At 38.4% G+C, this 25320-nt stretch carries 24 protein-coding genes; 7 read left to right on the forward strand and 17 right to left on the reverse strand.

Annotation, left to right across the window (positions count from 1 at the left end; translation table 11 throughout):
• Positions 1-83: 83 nt before the first annotated feature.
• The 14 genes from JHD79_RS02710 to JHD79_RS02775 all read right to left on the reverse strand — a co-directional run bounded on the left by JHD79_RS02710 (position 84) and on the right by JHD79_RS02775 (position 16499).
• Positions 84-506, reverse strand: coding sequence for a hypothetical protein (locus JHD79_RS02710; protein WP_199117570.1), 423 nt, complete (start codon positions 504-506; stop codon positions 84-86).
• A 6-nt stretch (positions 507-512) separates the two neighbouring features.
• Positions 513-1622, reverse strand: coding sequence for a glycosyltransferase (locus JHD79_RS02715; RefSeq protein ID WP_199117572.1), 1110 nt, complete (start codon positions 1620-1622; stop codon positions 513-515).
• A complete protein-coding gene (gene wecB / locus JHD79_RS02720) occupies positions 1622-2716 on the reverse strand; it encodes a non-hydrolyzing UDP-N-acetylglucosamine 2-epimerase (protein WP_199117573.1) in 1095 nt (364 codons plus the stop codon). Before wecB ends, JHD79_RS02715 begins: the two co-directional genes overlap by 1 nt.
• A gap of 25 nt (positions 2717-2741) precedes the next feature.
• Positions 2742-4394 (reverse strand): asparagine synthase C-terminal domain-containing protein, encoded by a 1653-nt coding sequence (locus tag JHD79_RS02725; RefSeq protein WP_199117574.1) that lies wholly within the window; start codon positions 4392-4394, stop codon positions 2742-2744.
• Positions 4384-5430, reverse strand: coding sequence for a glycosyltransferase (locus JHD79_RS02730; protein ID WP_199117576.1), 1047 nt, complete (start codon positions 5428-5430; stop codon positions 4384-4386). The genes JHD79_RS02725 and JHD79_RS02730 overlap by 11 nt, the downstream gene beginning before the upstream one ends.
• On the reverse strand, positions 5420-6988 hold the full coding sequence (locus JHD79_RS02735) for an oligosaccharide flippase family protein (RefSeq protein WP_199117578.1): 1569 nt from the start codon (positions 6986-6988) through the stop codon (positions 5420-5422). Before JHD79_RS02735 ends, JHD79_RS02730 begins: the two co-directional genes overlap by 11 nt.
• Positions 6978-8087, reverse strand: coding sequence for a DegT/DnrJ/EryC1/StrS aminotransferase family protein (locus JHD79_RS02740; RefSeq protein WP_199117580.1), 1110 nt, complete (start codon positions 8085-8087; stop codon positions 6978-6980). Before JHD79_RS02740 ends, JHD79_RS02735 begins: the two co-directional genes overlap by 11 nt.
• A complete protein-coding gene (locus JHD79_RS02745; RefSeq protein WP_199117582.1) occupies positions 8084-8635 on the reverse strand; it encodes an acyltransferase in 552 nt (183 codons plus the stop codon). Before JHD79_RS02745 ends, JHD79_RS02740 begins: the two co-directional genes overlap by 4 nt.
• On the reverse strand, positions 8632-9045 hold the full coding sequence (locus tag JHD79_RS02750) for an FdtA/QdtA family cupin domain-containing protein (RefSeq protein ID WP_199117584.1): 414 nt from the start codon (positions 9043-9045) through the stop codon (positions 8632-8634). Before JHD79_RS02750 ends, JHD79_RS02745 begins: the two co-directional genes overlap by 4 nt.
• A gap of 4 nt (positions 9046-9049) precedes the next feature.
• A complete protein-coding gene (locus tag JHD79_RS02755; RefSeq protein ID WP_199117586.1) occupies positions 9050-9439 on the reverse strand; it encodes an FdtA/QdtA family cupin domain-containing protein in 390 nt (129 codons plus the stop codon).
• A 22-nt stretch (positions 9440-9461) separates the two neighbouring features.
• Entirely contained in the window at positions 9462-11162 is a 1701-nt protein-coding gene (locus JHD79_RS02760; protein WP_199117587.1) for an ABC transporter ATP-binding protein, read from the reverse strand.
• 95 nt (positions 11163-11257) lie between these two features.
• Positions 11258-13666, reverse strand: a complete 2409-nt coding sequence (locus tag JHD79_RS02765; RefSeq protein ID WP_199117589.1) for a polysaccharide biosynthesis tyrosine autokinase — start codon at positions 13664-13666, stop codon at positions 11258-11260.
• 1 nt (position 13667) lies between these two features.
• Positions 13668-14507: a polysaccharide biosynthesis/export family protein gene (locus tag JHD79_RS02770; RefSeq protein WP_233164532.1), complete on the reverse strand. Its 840-nt coding sequence runs from the start codon at positions 14505-14507 to the stop codon at positions 13668-13670.
• Between the two features lie 51 nt (positions 14508-14558).
• Entirely contained in the window at positions 14559-16499 is a 1941-nt protein-coding gene (locus JHD79_RS02775) for a nucleoside-diphosphate sugar epimerase/dehydratase (protein WP_233164533.1), read from the reverse strand.
• Positions 16500-16698: 199 nt separating this feature from the next.
• Between JHD79_RS02775 and JHD79_RS02780 the strand changes: the two genes are divergently transcribed.
• The 3 genes from JHD79_RS02780 (at position 16699) to JHD79_RS02790 (ending at position 20394) form a co-directional block, all read left to right on the forward strand.
• Positions 16699-18222, forward strand: a complete 1524-nt coding sequence (locus JHD79_RS02780; protein WP_233164534.1) for a PAS domain-containing protein — start codon at positions 16699-16701, stop codon at positions 18220-18222.
• A 4-nt stretch (positions 18223-18226) separates the two neighbouring features.
• Positions 18227-19522, forward strand: coding sequence for a nucleotide sugar dehydrogenase (locus tag JHD79_RS02785; RefSeq protein ID WP_199117597.1), 1296 nt, complete (start codon positions 18227-18229; stop codon positions 19520-19522).
• Positions 19523-19662: 140 nt separating this feature from the next.
• On the forward strand, positions 19663-20394 hold the full coding sequence (locus JHD79_RS02790; protein ID WP_199117598.1) for a tyrosine-protein phosphatase: 732 nt from the start codon (positions 19663-19665) through the stop codon (positions 20392-20394).
• An 8-nt stretch (positions 20395-20402) separates the two neighbouring features.
• On the opposite strand, the gene JHD79_RS02795 is transcribed toward JHD79_RS02790, so the two are convergent.
• Positions 20403-21185, reverse strand: a complete 783-nt coding sequence (locus JHD79_RS02795) for an O-methyltransferase (protein ID WP_199117600.1) — start codon at positions 21183-21185, stop codon at positions 20403-20405.
• 229 nt (positions 21186-21414) lie between these two features.
• Between JHD79_RS02795 and JHD79_RS02800 the strand changes: the two genes are divergently transcribed.
• The 4 genes from JHD79_RS02800 (at position 21415) to JHD79_RS02815 (ending at position 24151) form a co-directional block, all read left to right on the forward strand.
• The gene (locus tag JHD79_RS02800) at positions 21415-22281 is read left to right on the forward strand and encodes a transglutaminase-like domain-containing protein (protein ID WP_199117602.1); all 867 of its coding nucleotides are present in this window, start codon (positions 21415-21417) and stop codon (positions 22279-22281) included.
• A gap of 85 nt (positions 22282-22366) precedes the next feature.
• The gene (locus JHD79_RS02805; RefSeq protein WP_199117604.1) at positions 22367-23230 is read left to right on the forward strand and encodes a carbohydrate kinase family protein; all 864 of its coding nucleotides are present in this window, start codon (positions 22367-22369) and stop codon (positions 23228-23230) included.
• Positions 23231-23287: 57 nt separating this feature from the next.
• Entirely contained in the window at positions 23288-23740 is a 453-nt protein-coding gene (gene dtd, locus JHD79_RS02810) for a D-aminoacyl-tRNA deacylase (RefSeq protein WP_199117606.1), read from the forward strand.
• Between the two features lie 81 nt (positions 23741-23821).
• Positions 23822-24151: a nucleotide pyrophosphohydrolase gene (locus JHD79_RS02815; RefSeq protein WP_199117608.1), complete on the forward strand. Its 330-nt coding sequence runs from the start codon at positions 23822-23824 to the stop codon at positions 24149-24151.
• Between the two features lie 50 nt (positions 24152-24201).
• Here the strand turns inward: JHD79_RS02815 and JHD79_RS02820 are convergent, their stop codons facing one another.
• Both JHD79_RS02820 and greA read right to left on the reverse strand, forming a co-directional pair.
• Positions 24202-24606 carry an HIT family protein gene (locus JHD79_RS02820; protein WP_199117610.1) on the reverse strand — a complete coding sequence of 135 codons (405 nt, stop codon included), beginning with the start codon at positions 24604-24606 and terminating at the stop codon, positions 24202-24204.
• Positions 24607-24687: 81 nt separating this feature from the next.
• Positions 24688-25161, reverse strand: a complete 474-nt coding sequence (greA, locus tag JHD79_RS02825) for a transcription elongation factor GreA (RefSeq protein WP_199117612.1) — start codon at positions 25159-25161, stop codon at positions 24688-24690.
• Positions 25162-25320 lie beyond the last annotated feature (159 nt).

Here is a 25320-nt window from a genome sequence, read left to right on the forward strand (position 1 = left end):
CCCCCCCCCCCCCCCCCCCCCCCCCCCCCCCCCCCCCCCCCCCCCCCCCCCCCCCCCCCTTTTCGGCTCGATCGTCGGCAGCGTCAGATGTGTATAAGAGACAGATCTAATAGAAACCAGATATTTCGTGAGTAGAAAAATCCAAAAATAAGCGCGTAAGCACCAAAAAGTACAGCATAATTATCGGTAAACCGGGAAATAAGAAAGGTGGTTACAGGTGCTGCAAAATCTAGGTAGCTGCTCTCTTCATCAGAAAAGAACAGATCCAAAAAGTTATCTGTAGTAATTTCCGTCTCATGTAGGTTTTTTAACTTTTCTGCATATCTATTTGCATCCATCAACTCATCGTAGATAAAAAAATTAACCCCATAAAATATGATGAAAGCCCAAGCTACATTTTTAACCCAAGGCGCCCTATAATTCCTAAAAGCGACAAAAAGAGATATGATGGGCGATAGAAGAAAAATCACCCAAATAAATATATTCTCTCTAAATTGCTTATACATTGCTATTTAAATTAGGTTAATGAACTTATTGCATACATTTTCTATCCTATACTGATCAGGATCGGGTATATGGAGCTGACCATCATAGTTACCGTTTAGAAATTCCAAGAATGGTCTATTATCAAAACCAAATGTTTTAACCGATAGGATGGGCTTATTAATAATAGCATAGTCTATCAGTTTACTTGGCGATTGTTTAGGTCCAATGTTCTCGAAATTAACCACAAAATCCATCTGCTGCAGCTCGGTCAATAGGGCTAAGCGAGGTAAAAAAGGCTTGAGTTCAATTCTGCCATTTGATTGCTCTTGATATTTTCTAACGTGATCTGGATTATTGGTGTAAACAATAAATTTATAATCGGATTCTATATGACTGATGAATTCAAAAAACTCATGTGGATCCCTGATTTTTGGGATTAGTGTACCTGCATAAGCAAAAGTAGGCACTTTGTTCTTTGATACCTGATCGACAATTTTAACGTCCTCAAACCTAAAACCTTGAGGAATTACCCTTATTTTATGTCTAAACTCCGGATAATAAGCTGTTATAGAGTCGGCTATTGGTACGGTAATGAAATTTGCTTTGCGGCAGAACCATTTTTCGAAGTATTTAAAATAAAACAGCCTTTTAAAAGTATCATTTTCACCCCCCATAAAAGGATCTCCGCAATCAGCTATCCATTTTTTGGCTATAGGATTACCCTTTTTATTGGCCCAAGCGGTTCCCCAATGTACCGGATGCGGAGCGGCGATAGATAAAAGCAGATCGTAAGTGTTTTTTTCCTTTCTTAGCGCCTTGTTCACCAAGAACATGGTCTGGATATCAGGGTACATAAACAATAGATTAAACAGTCTGGCCTGTATCCTAAGCATTAATCTTTTAATACCCGAACCTGAAACCTTAATTTGTTTCCAAGTAGGTGTACCCAAATCTTTAATGCTAATTCGGTGCTGTTTTTCAAACTCATCGTGCAAAGTTCCTTTCCTTGGTGTAATCACGGTAACTTCGTGCCCTGTAGCTGAAAGCTGTTTCGCCAGTTCAGTAGTCCTAAACGCCCTAGGTGTATTTTCAGGATAGAAAGTACGGCTAACAATTAATATTTTTTTCGCTTCCATTATAATTTCAATAACTCCTCCACAATACGCTCAGCAGCCTTTCCATCCCATTTTTCTGGTATACCTCCACTTTTCCATCGACCATTGAAAAGTTTTTCCATTGCAGGGCCAACCCTATTCGGATCTGTTCCCACCAGTTCGTTTGTGCCCACTTCACACGTTTCTGGTCTTTCTGTATTATCCCTTAATGTCATGCATGGCACGCCCAATACAGTCGTTTCCTCTGTAATACCCCCCGAATCGGTAATTACTGCCATGGCGTGCTTAACCAAGTAGTTAAATTCTAAATAGCCCATTGGGGTAGATAAGTGCAGGTTGGGAATTTGCGTAAGATCAATTCCTATATTTTCAATAATATTTCTCGTTCTGGGATGCACAGGAAACAGCAATGGCTTCCCATTTGATCCCATGATAATTGCCGTGAGCAAATCTTTAAATTTTTGTTCCTCATCTACATTACCCGGCCTATGCAAGGTCATCACCAGATAATCACCAGTCGTAAGCCCTAATTCATTCCAAAGGGCAGGTTGAACAAATCTACCTTCGTTCTTTAATAAGGTATCTATCATAACATTGCCTACAAAAAATATCTTATCGTCAGCAATTCCATTATTTTTCAAATTATTGCCGGCCCAAATGGAGGTAGTAAAAAAATAATCGGTAATACTATCGGTAACCATACGGTTAATTTCCTCGGGCATGCTTAGGTCGAAAGAACGGATGCCTGCTTCTACGTGGGCCACTTTAGTATTTAGTTTTTTCGCCACTATAGCGCAGGCCAGTGTAGACGTTACATCACCAACTACCAATACAAGGTCTACCGGATTGGCCATCAATTCCCTTTCAAAGGCAATCATAATGGATGCAGTCTGCTCTGCCTGTGTACCTCCCCCACCTCCCAAATGAGCATCAGGTTCAGGAATATTCAGTTCCTGAAAAAATGTATTACTCATTTTTTCATCATAATGCTGCCCAGTGTGAACCAACCGATAGCCAATATTACTTCCAGCTCTTTCGGCCTTTTGAATAGCGTGAATAATAGGCGCTATTTTCATAAAATTGGGACGGGCACCGGCAATAATCGTTATTTTCATCTGTTTAGTATTGTTAAGGATCATCCTAGTATCTTTTCTTTTGTATCTTGTTAAGTTGTATTCTAATTGCGTATAAACACGACAGTAAATGATAATTCATCTGATAAGGGAATCTTTTCAGGTATGGATAGATATAGGGTTGTGTTGATTGTGGAAAATTCTTCAATGGTCCAATGAGTTCACTTACACTAGAGGCACTCAAAGCATATATCTGGTTAAGCCCTTCGTTAAATTTTGCTTTTCTTTTGGCGAGCCGTAGAAGTATGGGTATTAAACCGCTAGGAATAAGGTTACTTAACCAGTTTTTCGGCTTATGCTTAGTTTTCTTAGGCCTAAGCTCGTCTTCAAATGGTATACCCATTAGCTCAGGTACCAGAATACCTTTTCTTTCAGTAGACAAGAATAAATTTCTTCCTTTACGGTATAATGGGTTAAGTGATAACCAAAACTCAACAATGGTACGGTCCCAGAACGGAAGACCGCTCTCAAATCCAAAAAACTCATAGGTTCTGACGCTATTTACAATAAATTTTGCCTGCCGTTCTTGCCAGTTAAAATATTCCTGAAATTGGGTTGGCTCTACATTTGCCTGGCGGTAAATTCTACTAATATGCTTCAATGATTGGGGCATTTCGTTTTTAAGTAAACTATGTCTTTCAAAAGCTACCCTTACTCCAGATTCCTTATTGTTGCACAACAGGTCTTCATCTTTTAAATGATTACCCGAAATAAAGTCAAGCGTATGCCCCGGTAAAAAAATATCTCCAGCACTGATTATCCCCTTCGATTTTAGTTCATAAACAGCCAAAAAATCTTGAAGATGTGGGGTGGAAACACCATTAGCGGCAACATCGACATATTGATTGATAAGCCCCCTGTCGTGTAAGCTTTTCCATTTTTGCTCATTGTATTCTACAAAGTGCCATTCATAGCCCAGCGCTTCGGCCACACGCTTGCTAACTGCAGACTGGGCATTACCTGCTATTCCGTATGAAAAGCAAATCACATTTTTTACGCCGAGCAGATACAAATAGTTGACCACAATCCGAGAGTCGTGTCCACCGCTAAGCGGTACTATCCAAGAGGCATTAGGGTTGGTTTTACATTGCAGGATCCGTTCAAATACGGAAGTCATTATTCGATTAAATGACGTTGCAAAATCAAGAGGCTTTACTTCCTTGGCCGATGGTTTATATTCAAAGTATCTTTCGGCTGTTACTACGGCTTTCGAAATAGTTATCATTTCGCCCGCTTGTAAACCGAATATTCCCTTGTATAAGGTGGCATTGCCATAAACAAAACCAGCAACAACATACTCCTCCAACCTTTCTTGGTCAATCTCAAGATTGCCCTCTATCTTATCTATACGATCTGCCAAACTGCAGTTATTCCCATCTATTTGATAAAACAAAGGGTAACTTCGTATAATATCACCTACCACCAATATAGAATCTCCTGCTTCAATAACCATCAGGAACCTTCCAGTCGCTTCCAAAAGAATAGAAGTGTTTAATCGGTTTTTGATCTCTTCAAATGCCAGACCTTCTATCAGATCAGCCATATTGGACACTGTATATTTTACATTTTTATAAAAAAGCGCCCCTTTCATAACGACCTTAATGCCATTATCAAGCTGCACCGCAGCACCATCTATATCTATGGAAAACTTAAAGCGCATGATAAATGTGGATTAATTGACGGGTTACGGTCTTGATATCGTGTATGTTCTCTACAAATTTCCTAGACTTTAAGCTGATCGATTTAAGTTTTTCGCGATCGTCTATCAGGTTTTTAATGGATTGGTAAACATGCTCTTTGCTAATGTTTATGATAGGAATTTCGGAGGCAAAATCTATATATTGCAGATATAGCTCATCAATAAAACAGGCCGTTGGACAACCTGTGGCCATCGCTTCAACCGCAGCCGTTCCATACCATCCTATTGAGATCTGGTCTATAAAAATATGCGATCGGCTATATTCTACTATTAGCTCGTTATGAGTTACATTTTTAACCAGGTTGATTTCAATGGGATAACCTTGTGCTACCAATTGATTTAAAGCGTCCAAAATGTATACTGAACCTTTAAACTCCATATCTGTTGGGGCATGCATTATGATCAGCTTTCCGCTAAAATCTTTATCTACGTAAGAAAATTTAGACAGATCAACACCCAGTGGGAGCACTTTAGAACCAGGTACATATTCAGCGTAGCACGGTGCACAAACCAACTGAATATCTCCATATTTATGGTGCTCACGAATTCTGTTCTTTTTATCTTCATCCACTTCTTTGTTTGTCCTTGCAAATCGATGGGTACTGGGCAGATTGTATCTTTTTACTACTGTAGCATAATCGGTAACATCACCACCTAGATATTCAAATACCAGCTTTTTCTTAAACAGTTGGTACAGCGGTAAATCCCACTGCCCAGAAACAAGCGTACTCCCAAAGTAAAAGTGAAAAGTATTATATTTAAAGAACCAGTAAGGAAGCCTGATGCAGTTCCAAGCATGCTTAAATAGCTTGGAGATAAAATTGCCTCCATGGAGCAGTTCTATATCTGTTTGTCTTTTAAATTTATCGTATTTGGTCACCGAAATCGCATCAATTCCTGCATTGCGCAATTCTAGCGCAAATAACCCCGCCTGTGTTCCATAGTTAGAAAATCCATGGAATACCTTCAATTTCTTATTCTTCTTTCTACGTGTCATGGTTCACCCCTTTCTTTACTTCCTGTTTTGTTTCCAATACTTCTATTGAATGCGTAGATGTGAGCTTTCTGTTCTTTTTTTGTTCTTTTTTGGCCTTAAACTGTTTAATCAGCTGTTTTAAGCCCAAACGCTTATCTATTTCGTAAAGGGAGAATGCTGCAGAGCAAATAAAAAGTACAGCACCTATGGGGTAGACCCAAAGACCTTTGATCAACAAGGCTGATGAAAAGCACATTAAACCAATGGTTAACTGAACCATAAAAATCAGGATGAAGAATCGATCAAATGAAAAGCCATACAGTTTTTTTGTAAGTACCGTAATATGTACCAAATACAAGAAGTAGCCGGCAAGAAAAGAAACCCCTAATCCCGTTAAGCCCCAGAAATAATAACCAGCTACATTTAGTGCCAATATATATAGGTTTGCCACCAGTTCATTCCAGAAGAAAACCTTAGAGTCGCCCTTAGCCAAAACCAAAAAAGCAACTGCCCAAGAGCTTGCCTTAAAGAACATGCCCAAGGCCAACCAGAGCATCATATCATTAATGGGAGAAAATTTATGAGAATACAATAAGACCACCAGCCATTTAACTGAGACTAAGAAAAAGCATATAATAGGAGCTATGAGTAATATTCCTGTTTCTGCTTGTTTATTAATTTCTTTTGTGGCCTCGATACGATCGTGCGACACGGCAGAAAGTCTTGGATAATAATCGGCTGACAAAGCAGTAAAAATAAGGCCTACATAAGAATTAATAATAGCAAATCCTGCATTATACAATCCTACATCTTCAATAGACCCCGTTCTGGTAATAAAAATCCTTAGCACATAAGCTGTACCCATGGTGATCAGACCAGTAAGGCTCAACATAAAGCCCATAATGAGCATTCCTTTACCTTCCCGCCAAACAGACTGTAGATCTACTTTAATTCTTTTAACTTTTACTTTCTTGGCAAAATACCAGGTCAACAGTAAGCCGGTAACGGCCGTAATCATAATTGCAGGTACAATACCCCTATTGGCAAAAAAGTAATATAAGGGTATCGATATGATCAAACCAATAACAGCGCCTATCATATCAGATTGGGCCATATATTTCACCTTTCTCATTCCGCGCAACACCACTCCTTGTCCTGCACTGATCTGGGTGATTAAGAGGGTTATAGAAAGCAGGGCAAAACCCAGCGTATAGTCTTTGTTGCCAAATGTAAGTTCACTTAACCATGGAGACAGGATTAATGTGGTAACGAAACCCAGCAAGCCGGTAATCCATACCCATTTTCTAAATACGGCGACAACCAACGAAACCTGTTCATCAACACCTGTTGCATTGGCCGCTGCCACATTTTTTACCGCACTTGTAGATAATCCAAAATTTGTTAATGCGCCTACCATCCCTAAAGTACCCGTCAATAAGGCATTGATACCCATTCCTGCTGGTCCGAGTAATACTGCAATGAACTTAGATCTAATGATATTGATCAATATCTTAAAGACCTGAACTCCACCAAAAAGAGCAGTTGTTTTAAAAATGCCTTTATATGCTTCACTTTTCATTAAAAAACCTACTGATGGTATGGGTTACTATTTTTACCTCTTCCTCTGTCATACCTGGCCACATAGGAATACTCAGACTGGTGTCGGCGAGTTCTTCAGCTATAGGAAAATCGCCTTTAACATGACCTAAATTGGCATAAGCTTTCTGCAAATGTGGAGGAATAGGATAATGGATTAAGGTGCCAATACCATTATCATTTAAATATTGCTGTAATTTATCTCTATGAGCAGTACGAATTACATACAGGTGGTATACATGACTTGCTTCGGTATGTACATGAGGTAGGACAATGTCTCCTACGCCTGATAATTCTCTATTATACCATTCGGCTATTTGCTGACGTTGACTGGTAAAGGGCATTAAATATTTTAGTTTGACCGATAGAAATGCCGCCTGAAGCTCATCAAGCCTCATATTATGGCCAATCTCTTCATTTATGTACTTTACTTTCGATCCGTAGTTACGCAAACATTTCACCTTTTCCACCAATTGTGCATCATTAGTGGTGATTGCCCCGGCATCACCCAAGGCACCAAGATTTTTGCCCGGATAAAAACTTACTCCGTTTAAATGGCCAAAGCTTCCTGTCATTCTTCCCTTAAAGGTAGCGCCGTGGCCCTGTGCATTGTCTTCCACCACAAATAGCCTAAGGGCTTTTGCAATGTCCATTATGGCTTCCATTTCACAAGCTTGCCCATATAGATGAACAGGCATAATCGCTTTTGTTTTAGAAGTTATGGCCTTAACAATATTTTCTGGGCTGATGTTATAAGTCTGCGGATTGGGTTCTGCAAAAACCGGAGTTGCTCCTGTATAAGAAACGGCAAGCGCTGTAGCAATATAAGTATTTGAGGGAACGATCACCTCATCGCCCTCGCCTATGCCCAATGCTTTCAACGAAAGGTACAGCGCATCAAGCCCATTGCTTACACCGATGGTATGGTCCACTTGATTAAAACTTGCATATTCTGCCTCAAAAACAGTTAAATGCTTGCCCATAATGTACCAATTACTATCATATACCTGCTGGAAAGAATTAAATAGTTCCTCTCTTAGCAGGTCATGCTGAACTTTGAAATTTAAAAATGGTATCTTCATATTAAGATCAATTCATTATTTACTATAGTCCACTCCCTATTTTCTTCATCCAGGTATTTATCTCCTGCCTGTTTCATTTTACTGCCAGTCTGATTTACCCAGCCTACAATTCTGGCAGGGTTACCCATTACCATCGCCCTGGCCGGTACATTTTTGGTCACTACCGAGCCTGCGGCAACCAGTGCATATTCGCCAATGATAGTTCCTCCCAATATGATGGCACCTGCACCCAATGATGAGTTTCTATGGAGTATTGTATTTTGAAATTCTTCTGGATATTGCTTAGAGCGTGGATATTTGTCATTTGTAAAGGTCACGTTGGGCCCAATAAACACATTATCGGCTACCTGCAGACCTGTCCACAAATAAGCGCCTGATTTTACGGTAACATTATTTCCTAACCTTACCCCACTTTCTATAAAAGTATGACAGTTGATATTACAGTTTTCGCCAATCACTACATCTTCCATAATGACTGAAAATTGCCATACCCGCGTATTCGTTCCTATCTGTGTACTTTTCACATCAGCTAATGGATGTATCATCATGCTTTATATTTTAAGTATTCTTCATAATCCCTAATGTAGTCTTGTTCATCGTAGGCATGAGAGGCCATCACCAGACAGATTGATCCGCTTGAGAAATTAATCTCTGATGCCCATATTCCCGGCGGAATATGCAGTCCCATATTTGGCCTGTTCAGCATGACCTGACGTTGTGTTTTACCGTCATTTAAAAGCACTTCATAAGCACCGCTTGCCGCCACCAAAAACTGATGACAGTCTTTATGGGCATGTGCTCCACGAGACTCTCCACCAGGTATATCATACAGATAAAAAACACGCTTGACCGGAAAAGGAATATCTTTATTGTTATTAATAGCTGTAATATGGCCGTTTCTATCCCCCAGTTGGTTCAGATAAATCAGCGAACAATCAAAAACAGTTTTAATTTTCATATGATTAATAAGTTGAAATCAAATTTTGATCACGGATATAATCTTCTGCCTGGTATTGCAGACTAGAGAGGTGCAGGCTTAATGAATTGGTCGAGAAATTTTCTGTGTGTCGCCAAGTAAGCGGTGGTAAATACAGACCATAGTAAGACCGATTAAGGTGGTACCTATCTGTGGTACCATCAATATGGGTAATCACCACATCAAAACTCCCACTTAGGGCAACAATCACCTCTTCTTGGTGTTTATAAGCATGTCCGCCCCTACGTTCGCCCCCCGGTACGTCATAAGTCCAAAATACCCTTTGGATCTCAAATGGAATGCAGTTTGGGTTCTGGAGAAAGGTCAAGTTTCCCCTTGGGTCCATCACTTTAGGAAATTCAATTATTCTAACCATTTGTTTTTATCTTATTTATCTGCTAACTGATTGTTTGTAAGGCAACCATCTTCTTAAAATTTTCATTTTCTGTAAAAAGCCCATCAAATGTCCCTACCTGGGCCATTGATCCCTCACTGAGGTAAATGATCTTGTCTGCATTTTTGATGGTAGATAAACGGTGTGCAATACTGATCATGGTCACTTTACCTTTAAGGAGCTCGATGCTTTCTTGTATTTCTTGTTCGGTAAAAGAATCCATAGCAGAAGTAGCTTCGTCCATAATCAAGAGGTCTACCTTTTTAAATAATTCCCTTGCCATGGCGATACGCTGTTTTTGTCCACCGCTCAGGTTAATCCCGTTCATGCCCAGTATTTCTAGTTCTGCCTTTTCTCCAGTCGCTATAAAATCCCAAATTGCAGCGGCCTTACAGGCATCATAAAAATCCCTGAGGTTATCTTTTGTCCGCTCTGCCCAGAGGGTGATGTTATTATAGATCGTGTCATTGAATATGACAGCATCTTGGGTGATGTAACCAATACGCTGCTGGAAAGTTGCCAGATCCAGTTCCTTAAGGCTAATTCCATCTACCCTAACCTCTCCTGGCACTGGTTTCAACAAACCTGTAATAATATTCACCAGTGTAGACTTTCCACTTCCACTCGGACCAACAATGGCTATGCATTCATTTTTTCTAATGGAAAAAGAAATATTATGTAATACCTCCCGCTGTGGATACATATAGCCAACCTGATCTAAAACAATATTGTATTTTAAACCCGAGAAGCTTATTCCTCTGTTTATCTCCCTATTATTTTCAAAATCACCAATCAGCTGTTCGGTATTCTCCAATGAGCCTGCTACGCTCAAAAATGAATTCCAGGTAGTTTGGTATTGCATAAGGGAGGACAGGGCTCGGTAAAAGAAAAGAAGACTGACTAAAATCGTAGCGAAAGGGGCATTTAATAGTGTCACCTGAAGCATGATCACAATACTCAAAACCACAATGCTCAAAGGCTCTCTCGAAGCACTTAGAAAAACAGACATGATTCCTATTTTACTATTGTTAAGTTCAATCTCTGTAGTTTGTGCATTTAATTTAGATTGATATTTGCCAATCGTTCCCGTAGCCTTCAAATATTTATAAGAAGAAATATAACTGGTAATCAATCCCTGAAATAAGCTGTTTCCATCTGTAAGTTGGCGCGAAACCCCTTTAGTTTTTTTATAGATCTTACCGTATAGAACATCAATGACCAATCCACCTGCACATACCATTAAAGCAAATTTCCAGTTCAATGAAAAGGCAAATAGAACATATATAATAATTAAGATAAGATGCTGAAAAGACTGAAAATAAGATTGAACTGCTTTACCCATACGTTCAATCTCGGTAGTCAGTGTATTCTGTATCCTACCGCTGTCCGAAACCGTAAAGTGCTCATAGCTCATCTCACTTAAAGCCCGAATGCCTTTTAACCTAATTTTTTTAATAAAGTATTGTTGCGTAGTGACCTGATAGGCTCCTTTAAAATAATAGGCAACTCCCTTTAGGATAAAAAAAGTAGAGATCAACAACAGCACTAATTTTAGGTCTACTACTAAACCTTGCTTCGCCAGCCAATCTATAAAGATGTTAAACTTGCCTATACCGCCTTTGTTGATCACATCTTCTCCATCGGCCATCTGTAGCAGGGGGAGAAACATGCTTAGTCCAAGGCCATCTAATAGGCCCACAAGCATGTTTAGTATAATGATGAAAAACACTCTCTTTTTAAGATATGCCTTAAAAAACCTGAAATAAAAAAGCCGTTTTTCCAATCCTACCTTCATTACGCCTATTTCCTTGTCAACCAATTAGACATCTTTTTTGACATGGTCTGCTTTTCAATTGCGGCATGATAACCATAGCCATATTGTTTGTTAAAAACCACTTCCATATCATTATAAATCACATAAGCCTTTTTAATCAATCCCTTTTCAATCAAGCTATTCAGATAATCAATGGAATTCCATTCCGAATTCAGGTGCCTGAAAATATAGAAATTGATATCTGCCACCTTGAAAATATCTATAGTTTCAGATACAAAGCCAGCTGGTGGACAATCTAGAATAATCACATCATATATTGCTCTCAGTTCTTTGATCATTTCTAGAAAAGTAGGGCGCACAATAAGCTCTGCCGGGTTGGGAGGTAGAGGCCCCGAAAGTAAAACATCAAGGTTTTGCGATCCAGATGGTTTGATCATATCCTTTAACACTCCGTTACCTATCAGATAATTACTTACTCCTACGTCATTTGGCAGATCGAAATGCTCTGCTATTCTGGGCATTCTAAGGTCCATGCCTACCAAAATGGTCTTTTTACCACTCAAGGAATAAATAGCTGCTGTATTTATAGAACAAAAGGTTTTCCCTTCGCCAGCCTTTCCACTCGTGAAAGAGATGACCAAACTATCTTCTCTTTCATGAAGAAATTGTGTACTTGCACGTATGCTCCTAAAATTTTCACTGATGAAAGCTCTCGGAGAATTGAGTACTACATTACTACCTTCTTTACCAAAATTGCGGAAAACAATACCTACCAAAGGTGCCAGCACCCTCTTTTCAAGCAATTTGACATCATATATTTTATTATCGAAAGAGTTTCTAACGAAAATAATGAGTACGGGAATCAAAATCCCCAAACAAAAAGCTATAATGTAATTTCTGCTAGATATAGGCGATAACATACCTCCAACCTGCCTAGAAAGATCTAGGATTTGGCTGGAAGGTACGTTACTGGCGCTGGTTATCTCAGCTTCGGAGCGTTTCTGAAGTAAATAGGTATAAATGTTTTCGCTAATCGTAAATTGACGTTGAATGCTCAATAGGTTTCTTTCTACCTGTGGCAGCATATCTAATTCTCCCCCTAGTTCAGCTATCCTTTTGTTCACATCCTGTAGAGAGAGTTTAGCTACATTTAAAGATCTCTTTAAGTTCTCTCGAACAGTGGCCAATAAGGTCACATATTTAAATTCAAGGTCTTTTAAAGCCTGATTTTGAGGAGAAAGGACCTGCCTTAATCTTTCCCGCTTATTCTGGTCTTCAAGCAGCTCTGGAATAAGCTTTTCCAAAATGGTTTCTTCTATCCCAATGGACGACGGCACCACCAACTGGCTCACTTTATCCTGCTCTAAATAAGCTAATGTACTTTGATAATACTTTATTTTAAGGCCAATGGCAGCGCTGTTATCCTGTAATGTTGACAAGCGGGAGTACACCACATTTCCTTGCTCCTTTAAGTTGAAGCTTTCATTTTTAGTGCGGTATTTCTGTAGTTTATCTTCAAAAAACACCATCGAGTCGGTAATGCTCTTGAGTTGTTCTTTAATGAATGCTGCGGTATTAATAGAAGTTTGGTTCTTTACCTTCAGTTCTCTATTCTGGTATACCTCGATGAGTTTGTTGATATAGGCCTTGTCTTTTTCTACCATTTGGCTCTCTAGACCTATAGAAAGAATAGAAGATTCCTTTTTAAGGAGTTCTACCTTCATTTTTTTACTGTAAAACTCGGCAAGGTCAAAATCAGATCTCAACCTAAAGGAAAACTCTAAACTTCCATTGGTTTTTGGCTCTATTTGTATCACTTTAAACCTATAGTTCTTACCCTCAATCCATTCATTTAATCGATAATTTCCTACTACATTTAGTTTTTTTAAATCCAGTGCAATTTTTTTATCCTTCGTTTTAGGATCATAAAGCCATAAGGATTCGTTAGCAATATTTAATGAAAACCTATCTTTATCTATAAACTGAACCTCTAGCTCTCCCCCCAAAAGCTGTCGGTGGTTCCAATCTACTTCTACAACATAAGGCAGCGTATGATAGACTTCATAATGTTTCCAAAAATCTTTTTTGAAATATTCTACATTAAAGTCCAGTCCCTTTACCGCATTAAAAGCCAATGTAAAGGAATTCAATATGGCAATTTCGTTATCAATACTATTGGGAACCTTTATTCCAATATTTTGAAACAGGTCTATAGATTCTGCATTTTTATCTTGTTTGATTTCGAGTGTAGCCTTTACCTGATAAGTAGGATTGGTTCTTTTGATGGTGACATAGGCTATACCGAGATTAATAATGACAAAAGCCACAATAACGGGCCATACTTTCAATACATCAATAAACAGTTTCTTGATATCGCTATTCTCGTCCGTGCGTTCTTTTTGTTTAGATAGGGTATGTATATTTTCTGCTTTCATGTTATTTCGTCAGTCCTACAATTAAAGCCGCAGCACTTAAGATCGTTACCAAAATCTGGAAAGTCTGTCCGGTATTTGAACCAGCTCCAAATTCACGTATTTTCATTGGCTCGGCGTACAACTGATCGTTTGGTTGTATAAAGTAATATGGTGACTTGATAATGTCTCTTTTGTTAAGATTAAGCACATGGATCTTAGTGCCATCGGGATATTGCCTCAACAAAATCACCTTGCTTCTTTTAGCTTCAATGGTCATATCCCCAGAATTGGCTATGGCTTCAAAAATGGTTAAGCGCTCTTGCAAAACCACATATCTGCCAGGCTTTTTAAATTCTCCAAAAGTGCTGAATCTAATTCCCCCCAGCCTGATTTTAACATACAGATTATCATCAGACACTTTGTTGAAATAAGCACCTAACCTTTTCGTAATGACATGCTCTGCTTCTTCCAGCGTAAGCCCGCCCACTTTCAGTTTTCCGATGAAGGGCAATTTGATTTCACCTTCCTGATTTAGGGTATAACCTGTCATGTAATAGGCATCCCCTCCAGACTGCAACGTACCGGTTTGGTTACCTAGATTTGTTATTTCATCTGGATTTTTTAATCCAAAAACAGCATTCATCTCTGGAATTGAAGTTTTGATCTGTACATCTACAATATCATTATACTGCAGCCTATAGACCGGAATATTATATCGGATCATTGAATCTTCACCAAGAGAAAGATCGTTCTTATCTTTTTGTAGATAAGCAATGCGTTTATTGGATATACAGGACGCCAACAACATTATACCGGTTAAACACAGTAAGATGGGCAAAAACGAGATTTTATTTTTATACATAATTGGGAAAAAGCTATACTAAAAAGTTTTTGATTTGCATTAAATTGGCTGTTATGAGTGAACAGCATTATTAAATTCATCAATCAGATCATCTCTGATCAATAATTCATCAAGCTCAGAAAATCGAGAATGCATACTTTTGAACTCAGGTACCAACAACTTCAGCTGCCGCACCATTTCCAATTCTTCGTTGGCATTCATGTGTGAAAATATTTTTGTAAAATGCGTGGTAATATATTGGTAGTCATGTGGTCTCACATTGGCCACCTTGATCAATGGATGATAGGTTTGTCGACAGATTTCTGCATCTGCCAACAATTCCTCATATAATTTCTCTCCCTCTCTTAAACCTGTAAATTCTATTTTAATATCTTTATCAGGTTCTCTTCCACTCAACCTAATCATATTGTTTGCCAAATCAACTATTTTGACCGGTTGTCCCATGTCAAAAACAAATATCTCCCCACCTTTACCCATCGTAGCGGCTTCCAAAACCAGATTACAGGCCTCGCTTATTGTCATAAAGTACCTAATCACATCTGGATGTGTAACGGTAACAGGTCCTCCATTTTCGATTTGTTTTTTAAACAATGGCACCACCGATCCGTTAGAACCCAACACATTGCCAAAACGAGTGGTAATAAACTGGATATCATTTGTTCTTAAAGGCGACTGGTTACAGGATTGGATGTACATTTCTGCTGTCCTCTTGGTAGCCCCCATAATATTTGTTGGATTTACGGCCTTGTCTGTAGATACCATAATGAACTTTTCCACTACATGCTGCATGGCCAAATTTGCCAGCAAATAGGTGCCTTCGATATTGCATTTAAATGCCTCATATGGATGCTGCTCTTGCATGGGCACATGCTTATAGGCCGCTGCATGAAATATGATATCTACATCATAAGTCTCAAAAACAATTTTTAAGCGCTGCTCATTCGAAATATCACATAGTATAGGCGTTATAATCACCTTACTATTCATTTTTTTTAGATCGAGATCCAGTTCATATAAGGCCGACTCGGCCTGGTCTAGCAAGATGAGGTGTACAGGGCCATTTTTAACAATCTGCCTACATAACTCGCTCCCAATTGAACCTGCCGCACCCGTTACCAAAACACTTTTGTTTTTCAATAAGGATTGGATTTGGTCATTGTTGATTTTAATCGGGTCCCTTCCCAACAAGTCTGTAATATCGATATTGTTCAGCTTGGTGCTTGTATTGTGATCTGTCAGCCATAATTTTTTATCTGCCAGTACCTTCAGTACCACTCCTGCTTTATTGGCTACATTCAGCAACTGTTCTTTTCTTTCCAAAGACACAACATTAGGAGAAATGATGATCTCGTCAAGCTCCAAGGTTTTAATATAGCGGGCCATGTCATCAGCATCAACAATTGGAATATGATTGATCTTCTTACCGATTCTCTTTTTGCTATCATCAAAATAAACCTTCACATCTGCATGATAGAACTTATTTTTACCTAAAAGATCCAATAATAAAACACCAGAAGAACCTGCTCCAAAAACCCCAATCCTGACCGCTTTACGGCTTTTACTAGACAAAAAGAATAAGAAACGGATAACATAGCGATAAACCACCAGCACAACCAAAGAGATCATGGCGCTTAGCAGATTATAGCTAAAAGCGCTATCATCCCTAAACTTCAGGTACAACCACAAATTATCGGCTACATAGAGCAGTAAAATCTGTAATCCTATACATCTTAAAATACTATAGATATAGGTATAACTGATATGGCGAATTACATAATGGTAACTCTTGGTCAGAAATAAGGCTACTATCCCAAAAACTACAAATTCAATAACGCTGATGTAAGTGACATGAAGCGCATTAATGGACAATTCACGCTGAAAGACAAATACAACTGCTGAGGAGAAAAAAAATACGAGAAAATCAATACAAAATATCAACCACGAGGGTTGAAAATCAAGCCTTGAAACATAAGATCTAAACTTGTCGAGCATAAATCAAATGTATTGCTTTAGCTAAGCACATTAAATTTAAAGATATGCAATGACGTTAATTGTAAACCAAAGGCATCGATCGGCAAACTTCGCAGTTTATTTACATTAAAAAGCAATATACCAATCCCCAAATAAATCTACATGGTTAATTTAATAGATTAGCAAAAAGTAATCTGCGGCGGCTTTAACGATCTCCACAATGACCCACATGAACTTACATTGCGAACCTATGCTATCCGTCCAAAGACAAAATCATAAGCATTCTATTGAACTGGCCCAGCCCCAACTTAACCAGAGTGCCGCATTGCAGGCCATTGAGGCTTTCTCTATAGGGTTTATCCAATTAGATTTTAACTGGAAAATTATGTATTGGAATCTTGCCGCAGAAAGGTTAACCGGGTACAGCCAGGAACAGATATTAAACAAAAACCTGTTTGATGTGATTACGGAAATGAACCACATTGAATTTTACAGAAAATGGCAGGATATCTTGAAAAGCCGTAAAACTGTACAGTTCAGGGACTATTTCTGGCCAACGCAAAAATGGTTTGAGTTTTACCTGTACTCGGCTGGAGAGGATATTATTGTTCACTTCCAAGACATCACCAAAAAATTCGCCACCAGAAAAACGCTCTCAAAGAAGATCAACCAATTGAAAGAAGTTTCGATGTTTAATTCCCATGCCATCCGCAAGCCTCTTGCCAATTTAATAGGACTAACCAATCTACTGGATGAAGATATCAAGTTGGACGATTTTAAAGAATACGTTTCCTACATCAACAAATCCGCGAAAAATCTTGACGAGATCATCTCAAAACTAAATACCATTGTTAGCGACAGCACCGATCATCCCCGTGTACACCAGCTAGAACATTTCCATTTTGAAAATCTTCTTAACGAAATTAAGCAAGAGATTGTCAAAGAAAGTCACGGACAACGATTGGCTATCCAATGCAGTGACGTTTTGTTTTATGGTAATAAGGAAGGAATCAAATTCTGTATAAAGGAATTGGCACTTAAAGCCATAAAGCATTCTATAGCCACAAATGAAGTTAAAATTAACATCACGGTAAAAAATGGCCATCTCTATATCAAGATAAATAGTTTTGGAAAAGCCATAGCAAAAGAAGTACTTGCTAACATCCATGCCTCGCTCATCAACGGCAAGCCAACCAATAACCATAAAAAGCTTTCAAAAATTTCTCAGCTATGCACCCAACACAACGGAAGCTTTTGGATGGAAAACCACAGAAATGAGGGAACAAACTACTTTATGCTATTTCCGCTAAGTAATTTTTCGACATTCAAACCTATCCACAAAAAGGGAATACCGCACAATATCAAGAATGAGATTAATATCCATTTTGATACCGACCACCAATGCCTTCTTGTTAAATGGGTAGGTTATTTTGATAGTTCAAACCAAAAGAAGAACTTTTATCAAATATATGAAGCCATGAAAACACATCAGTGTTCAAAAGTGATCAGCGACGAAACACAGGCCGTTGGTTCGGGTATTAACTGCATCAAATGGCTTGTAAAATATGGCTTCCCCTTACTATATAAAACGCATCTATCACATTTTGTACGAATTATTTCTCAAAATGAATTTGCCAAACTTAACGCACTCGCTGTAAACAAACATTTAAACACTTCTTTTACTATTAAAATATTTACCACACACAAATCTGCTTTAGAGTGGATAGCAAAAAATGCTAAATAATACTATGTTAACTATAAAAAATTCAAAAATTGCAGTAATTGGTTTGGGTTATGTTGGCCTTCCGCTGGCCATAGCATTTGCCAAAAATTACGACGTTCTGGGCTTTGATATTGATGAAGAACGTATTAATGAGCTTAATGAAGGCAAAGATCGTACACAGGAAGCCGATCTAGCTACATTAAACGATGTGATTTCTGCCAGAAAAACGGGGGCAAATGGACTATCCTTTTCTTATTCCAAAACTGATTTGGCTGATTATAATGTATTTATCGTCACCGTTCCTACTCCCATAGATGAGTTCAAATCTCCGGATTTAACGCCCTTGCTCGGTGCATCAAAGATGTTGGCCAGTATTTTAAAACCAAATGATATTGTCATCTATGAATCAACCGTATATCCAGGCTGTACAGAAGAAGAATGTGTTCCTATATTAGAAAAATACTCGGGCCTAAAATTTAACCAGGATTTTTATTGCGGATATTCCCCAGAAAGGATCAATCCTGGCGATAAAGTTAATACCCTAACTAAGATCAAAAAAGTAACATCGGGTTCAACACCCGAAATTGCGCAATATGTAGATGATCTATACGGATCAATTATTACCGCAGGTACCCATAAAGCGCCAAGTATAAAAGTAGCAGAAGCTTCAAAAGCCATTGAAAATGCCCAAAGAGATGTTAACATTTCTTTCGTTAACGAACTAGCCCTCATTTTTGATCGAATTGGCATCGATACAAATGATGTGATCGAGGCTGCAGCTACCAAATGGAACTTTTTAAAATACAAACCAGGTTTGGTTGGCGGACACTGTATAGGGGTAGATCCGTATTATCTAGCCCATAAAGCACAAGCATTAGGCTATCATCCCCAAGTGATCCTTTCTGGTCGCAGGGTAAATGATAACATGGGCAATTTTGTAGCCGACAAGGTCGTAAAGCTGATGATACAGAAAGATCAAAAAATCAAAGGAGCAAAAGCACTCATCATGGGAATTACCTTTAAAGAAGATTGCCCAGATGTAAGAAATACCAGAATTGTAGATATTTATTCTGGATTAAAACAATTTGGATTACAGATAGATATATACGATCCTATAGCTGACCCATCAGAAGTCAAAAGAGAATATAATATCAACATTAAAAGTTCTCTAACCGAAGTTCCTACGTACGACGCTATTATTGTTGCTGTGGCACATCAGGAATTTTTGACTTTCGACTTTCAGAAAATAAGTAACAACAACTGTGTTATTTTTGACACAAAAGCATGTTTAGATAGGACATTGGTAGATGGAAGATTATAAAAGTGTAAGCTAGTATAGTTCGAAATAACGCTAGCTTATCTTATAAGAGAGATGTAAATCGATTGATGCTTAATTAATAACATCAGGGTAACATTATGGTATTTGACTAATTATACTCAATAAATTATTTTAATATACTGATGATTTCATTCTTTCAAAGAAACAACTATGTAAATGATATGGCATGGCTCGGCGTTGACATGCACAATCATATACTACCAGGCATTGATGATGGGGCCGCCAATGCGGCCCATTCTGTCCATTTTATTAAAACACTCAGCAATTTAGGCTTTGACCAATTTATCTGCACTCCACACATCTTTACCGATTTATATCCAAACACAGCACAAACCATTGCCTCGGCCTTGGCAGAGGTTGAAACTGCCCTAGCCATGGCAGATATATGTATAAAGATCAGTGCTGCTGCAGAGTATATGGTTGATGATACTTTTAGGGTGAAAGAAAACTTGATCTGCCTGCCTGGCAAGTACCTCTTGATGGAGATTCCCTATCTTGCAGAAATAGAAAAGATGGATCAGCTCATTTTTGAGCTGCAAATCAAAGGGTTTAAGGTGATCTTTGCACATCCAGAACGATACTCTTTTTATTACCATAAGTTAGATCGATATTTTAGATTAAAACAAATGGGCGTACTGTTTCAGTTAAATCTATTATCTTTAAACGGATACTATGGTAAAACGGCCAAGTTCCTGTCCAATTATCTCCTCAAAAAAGAATGGTATGATTTTGCGGGAACTGATATACATCACCACCAGCACCTGAATGAAATTCAACTTTTAATTACCAAGGGATATTTTCATAAGACAATAGGCGGTTATCCCTTTAAAAACCAGGAATTATTTAAAGCCTGATCTATCTTTTAAAACTTAATCTTAAAATGCTCTTTAGCTTGCCCTTTACGAAAATAAACCAGGCCAATCCAAAATAAATCAATGGTTACCGTAACCTGTGGGTGTAACTTGATCTCTTCCCATGCTTCTTTCATCCCTTCACTCCAATAAATATCATCAAAAATGAACAGGCTATTTTCAGCTATTTTAGGCAAACACCAATTAAAATAATTAAGCGTAGCTTCTTTGGTATGGTTACCATCTATATAGATAAAATCTAATTGGCTGCGTTCTTCAATGGCCTTCGGCAACAGATCGTTAAAATTTCCGACTTGCAGCTCTACATTCTGCAATCCCAGCTCCGTAAAGTTATGATAAGCCACAGCAGCAGTCTGTGGGCATCCTTCAATGGTAAGAATATCGGCTTGTGGCCAAGCTTTGGAGAGATAAGCCGTAGTAATGCCCAAACAAGTGCCTAACTCTATCATATTACTGGGCTTATGGTGGGCTGCCAGTCTATAGATCAATTGCGCTAATCGTTTATTTTTCAGCGCATTTTTTGCAATCTGACTTATTTTTTTGGTCCTGTTCTTATTGAGGTGTGAGCCAGCGCCAAGATCCGTTACCGTGATAAGGGTATGGTCATTTAAAAGTTTTTTTCGCTGCGCCTCTATTTCATCATATACTTTTTTCCTAGAAAAATCGTAAATTACCTCATCAGCCAACTGATAAACAAAAGGAGAATGTGTACCGTGTCTAGTTTTAGCTGTCAGTCGGTGCTTTAAGTAATCGGCAAAGAATTGTAGAACCATAGCACAAAAATAGACAACATAATTGTAATTGTACATCAATGAAACCATCGGGAATATATTCCATTCATCATCAACCATATAGGTATTCTTGGTGGTTTTATAATTGATAAAAATTTATTCTGATGAAACGAGCATAAGCGTACCACTCACTTACCTATTACAGGTAGTGAAGAAAGCAGAATTATATGCCATGCTGGCTTTGTCGACCATTAAAACAAAATAGATGCTGATGAAAAATATGGCGGAAATAGATGCATTGGTAAAGTTATTAGACGATCCTGATGAGGAAGTGTTTTTGCATGTACAGGATAAACTACTCGAATATGGAGACCAAGTAATTACCTATCTTGAAAATGTATGGGAAAAATCATTAGATACCCTATTACAGGAACGTATTGAGAATATTGTACATACCATACAGTTCAACAATGTAAAACAGGACCTTAACCTTTGGTACCAAAGTGGAGCCTTTGATTTGCTACAGGGTGCACTGATTATTAACCGCTATCAATTCCCTGACCTAGACGAGCAGCATGTGATCAATCAAATTGAAGGCATCAAACGTGAGATTTGGGTAGGCTTGCAATATGAAATGAGTTCTATTGAAAAAATAAAACTGATCAATCATGTTTTTTATAATCAATATGGCTTTAGTGGCAATACCAAAAATCATCATGACCCGCAAAACTCTTACCTTAATCAAGTACTGGAAAGCAAAAAGGGCAATCAAATTTCATTGGCCATTATCTATTCCACATTGGCACAGAAACTCGACATACCGGTATATGGTGTCAACCTGCCACAACATTTCATTTTAGGTTATATAGACGAGAGCAATGCCGATAAAGAACACGGGGTATTGTTTTACATCAATGCCTTTAACAAAGGCGCTATTTTTGGAAAACATGATGTAGACCAGTTTCTGCGTCAACTGAATCTTGACCCTCAACCTGGGTTTTATTCGCCCTGTAGCAATGCCGAAATTGTTCGCCGTATCATTAGAAATCTAATCTCTGCGTATGAAAACCTGGGTGCAATAGATAAAGCGGCCGAACTGAAAGAGCTACAGGACATTCTTTCAGATACTACAGTTTAATTAATTGCAATTCTTGCTGCGGCAACCATGCCCTAAAACCAAATTGAAAAAACAATAATGGTTATGATAAATCTTATTTTTGAAGATGAAGAAAATCATCTGTTTTGGAGAAATATTATGGGATAATTTGCCAACTGGACGATTAGCAGGTGGTGCTCCCATGAACGTAGCCTATCATTTAAGAAAATTAGGCATTGATGCCTCACTCATTAGTAGAGTGGGCGATGACCTTGCCGGAGAAGATCTAATTGCCTTTATTTCCTCTATCGGAACACCCACCATAAACATACAAATAGACCCATTTATCAGCACCAGCGAGGTTGTTGCCGAGCTAAAGACCAACAACGAAATGAGCTATACCATTAGCTATCCAACGGCTTGGGATTTTATTGAATGGCGAAAGGAATATGAACAGGAAATCTTAAAAACAGATGCACTTTTATTTGGCAGTTTAGCCTCAAGGCACCCCATTAGTCAAGCCACGTTATTGCACCTGCTTACTTATGCAAGGTTTAAAGTGTTTGACGTTAACCTTAGGCCCCCATATTATGACAAAGAAACTATCTATGATTTATTGCAACAGGCTCATCTCGTAAAGTTAAATGAAAATGAAATTAAGATCTTAGGAGAATGGTTCACTACATCTACCGAAGAACAAGACCAGGTGAACAACTTGTTTGAACAATTTAACTTTGATGAAATATTGGTAACTAAAGGTGCTGAGGGTGGTACTTATTATCGCCGCAAAAAAACAATACACTACAAGGCACCTGAAGTTAAAGTAATGGATACCGTAGGAAGCGGAGATTCTTTTCTTGCTGCCTTTTTAAGCAAGAAACTGAACGGCGAGCCTATTGAAAATTGCTTAGATTTTGCCGCTAAAATGGCTGCATTTATTACCTCCCTAAAAGGTGCCTGTCCTCCTTATGAAGTTGAAGACATTAAATAAAAGTTTGCTTCTTTCTTTCAATTCATAAGGCTAACTTAGCACTTAAGTACGTAATATATGAGAGCGGTAATACAGAGGGTAAGCGAGGCCAGTTGTAAGGTTAACGGGCAAACTACAGGAAAAATAAATGATGGCTTTTTAGTTTTATTGGGTATTGAGGATATTGATACCCAAGAGGATTTAGAATGGTTGGCTCCAAAAATTGCCAACATGCGAATTTTTGGAGATGAGAATGGCCTGATGAACAAATCATTGGCAGATATTAATGGCAATATCTTGCTTATTAGTCAGTTTACCTTATTTGCAGCCACCAAGAAGGGCAATCGACCTGGATTTACCCGTGCCGCCAAACCAGAAAAGGCCATTCCCCTTTATGAGGAGATGAAAAAACAGCTCTCCAACCTTATAGGCAGGCAGGTAGAATGTGGTATTTTTGGTGCCGACATGAAGATTAGCTTGCTTAATGATGGTCCAGTTACCATACTGATAGATACAAAAAATAAAGAGTAGGCCAATGGTGATAGACCTCTAAATAATAATAAGGCTAAAAACATAACTTTTCCTTATAACATTCAAACTAAACGCAATGTCATGACCATTACAGAAGCACAGCAAATTATAGATCACTGGATTAAGACCACAGGAATACGCTATTTCAATGAACTCACCAATACAGCCATTCTAATGGAAGAAGTAGGCGAGGTAGCCCGAATTATGGCGCGGAAGTATGGTGAACAGTCTTTCAAAAAGAGTGACGAAGAAATTAACCTTGCCGATGAGATGGCCGATGTACTGTTTGTACTGATGTGCCTGGCCAATCAAACAGGGATTGATTTAAACGAAGCATTGGTGAAAAATTTAGAGAAAAAGTCCATTCGTGATGCAGAACGGCATAAGAATAACGAGAAGTTAAATCCCTAAATTATTCTTTACCCTCTTATAAACCCTACTGTTTCGAAGAATAGCGGGCCTTAAAAATCAGAAGAGATTTCTTTCCTAATTTTATTGGCTACTTCTGCCAATTGTTCTTGGCTAAGTTTTAATTTCGGGTTGGCAAAATTCATATCGTTCATTTGGTTTATGGGAATTAAATGAACATGGGCATGTGGAACTTCCAGGCCTATAACAGCCACTCCAACCCTATCGCAGGGAAATGCTTTCTTAATCGCCAAGGCTATCTTCTTGGCAAACAACATTAAACCCTGATAAAGGTCATCTTCTATGTCAAATAGATAGTCTATTTCTTGTTTCGGGATCACCAGAGTATGCCCCATGGTTAATGGGCTGATATCTAAAAATGCTAAAAAATCATCCGTTTCGGCCACCTTATGCGCCGGGATGTCGCCCGTTACTATTTTAGAGAAAATGCTACTCATATTGGTTGCGAGTTATGAGTTATCGGTTATGGGCTAAAGGTGCAGATTTCGTAACATTCAACCCATAACTCGTAACAACTATTATCTAGATATTTCCAAAATTTCAAATTCGATTTTGCCTGCAGGCACTTGTATTTCGGTTTTATCGCCAACAGATTTACCTAGCAGGCCTTGCGCAATTGGCGATTTCACGGAAATCTTACCAGATTTCAGATCAGCCTCGCTCTCTGCTACCAGTTGATAGGTCATGGTAGCTCCATTGTTTACATTTTTTATCTTAACAATAGACAGCGCCAATACTTTTGAAGTATCCAATTTAGATTCGTCCAACAGCCTAGAACTGGCTAAAGTTGATTCTAATTTGGCAATCTTAGCTTCATGTAAACCTTGCGCTTCCTTTGCTGCGTCGTATTCTGCATTTTCAGATAGATCACCTTTATCTCGGGCCTCGGCAATAGCTTTTGCAATGGACGACCTTCCTTCAGTTTTTAAATAGTGTAATTCTTCTTTAAGTTTATCTAACCCTTCTTTGGTATAGTATGTAATCTCTGCCATAACGCTATTTCTTTTACTTTAATCCTCATAAAAAACAAACAAGACTACATCGGTAATTAACCTACATAGTCTTGCTCTGTTAAAAACGAAGATATAAGCCTTAAATTACAAAAGCAAATAATTGAAATAATTTTTACTGGTCATTAGCATTAAGTAAAT

It is taken from the genome of Pedobacter sp. ASV28, from assembly GCF_016428855.1.
Lineage (GTDB): Bacteria > Bacteroidota > Bacteroidia > Sphingobacteriales > Sphingobacteriaceae > Pedobacter.

Coding starts and splice junctions, on each gene's coding strand:
- JHD79_RS02730 (WP_199117576.1), bottom strand. CDS start 5,430: ATGACACGTAGAAAGAAGAATAAGAAATTGAAGGTATTCCATGGATTT.
- JHD79_RS02795 (WP_199117600.1), bottom strand. CDS start 21,185: ATGGTTCTACAATTCTTTGCCGATTACTTAAAGCACCGACTGACAGCT.
- JHD79_RS02755 (WP_199117586.1), bottom strand. CDS start 9,439: ATGGTTAGAATAATTGAATTTCCTAAAGTGATGGACCCAAGGGGAAAC.
- JHD79_RS02715 (WP_199117572.1), bottom strand. CDS start 1,622: ATGGAAGCGAAAAAAATATTAATTGTTAGCCGTACTTTCTATCCTGAA.
- JHD79_RS02745 (WP_199117582.1), bottom strand. CDS start 8,635: ATGATGATACATCCATTAGCTGATGTGAAAAGTACACAGATAGGAACG.
- JHD79_RS02735 (WP_199117578.1), bottom strand. CDS start 6,988: ATGAAAAGTGAAGCATATAAAGGCATTTTTAAAACAACTGCTCTTTTT.
- JHD79_RS02775 (WP_233164533.1), bottom strand. CDS start 16,499: ATGCTCGACAAGTTTAGATCTTATGTTTCAAGGCTTGATTTTCAACCC.
- JHD79_RS02805 (WP_199117604.1), top strand. CDS start 22,367: ATGAAGAAAATCATCTGTTTTGGAGAAATATTATGGGATAATTTGCCA.
- JHD79_RS02710 (WP_199117570.1), bottom strand. CDS start 506: ATGTATAAGCAATTTAGAGAGAATATATTTATTTGGGTGATTTTTCTT.
- JHD79_RS02765 (WP_199117589.1), bottom strand. CDS start 13,666: ATGAAAGCAGAAAATATACATACCCTATCTAAACAAAAAGAACGCACG.
- JHD79_RS02760 (WP_199117587.1), bottom strand. CDS start 11,162: ATGCTTGTGGGCCTATTAGATGGCCTTGGACTAAGCATGTTTCTCCCC.
- JHD79_RS02800 (WP_199117602.1), top strand. CDS start 21,415: ATGAAAAATATGGCGGAAATAGATGCATTGGTAAAGTTATTAGACGAT.
- wecB (WP_199117573.1), bottom strand. CDS start 2,716: ATGAAAATAACGATTATTGCCGGTGCCCGTCCCAATTTTATGAAAATA.
- JHD79_RS02725 (WP_199117574.1), bottom strand. CDS start 4,394: ATGCGCTTTAAGTTTTCCATAGATATAGATGGTGCTGCGGTGCAGCTT.
- JHD79_RS02750 (WP_199117584.1), bottom strand. CDS start 9,045: ATGAAAATTAAAACTGTTTTTGATTGTTCGCTGATTTATCTGAACCAA.
- dtd (WP_199117606.1), top strand. CDS start 23,288: ATGAGAGCGGTAATACAGAGGGTAAGCGAGGCCAGTTGTAAGGTTAAC.
- JHD79_RS02740 (WP_199117580.1), bottom strand. CDS start 8,087: ATGAAGATACCATTTTTAAATTTCAAAGTTCAGCATGACCTGCTAAGA.
- JHD79_RS02770 (WP_233164532.1), bottom strand. CDS start 14,507: ATGTATAAAAATAAAATCTCGTTTTTGCCCATCTTACTGTGTTTAACC.
- JHD79_RS02780 (WP_233164534.1), top strand. CDS start 16,699: ATGACCCACATGAACTTACATTGCGAACCTATGCTATCCGTCCAAAGA.
- JHD79_RS02815 (WP_199117608.1), top strand. CDS start 23,822: ATGACCATTACAGAAGCACAGCAAATTATAGATCACTGGATTAAGACC.
- JHD79_RS02785 (WP_199117597.1), top strand. CDS start 18,227: ATGTTAACTATAAAAAATTCAAAAATTGCAGTAATTGGTTTGGGTTAT.
- JHD79_RS02790 (WP_199117598.1), top strand. CDS start 19,663: ATGATTTCATTCTTTCAAAGAAACAACTATGTAAATGATATGGCATGG.
- greA (WP_199117612.1), bottom strand. CDS start 25,161: ATGGCAGAGATTACATACTATACCAAAGAAGGGTTAGATAAACTTAAA.
- JHD79_RS02820 (WP_199117610.1), bottom strand. CDS start 24,606: ATGAGTAGCATTTTCTCTAAAATAGTAACGGGCGACATCCCGGCGCAT.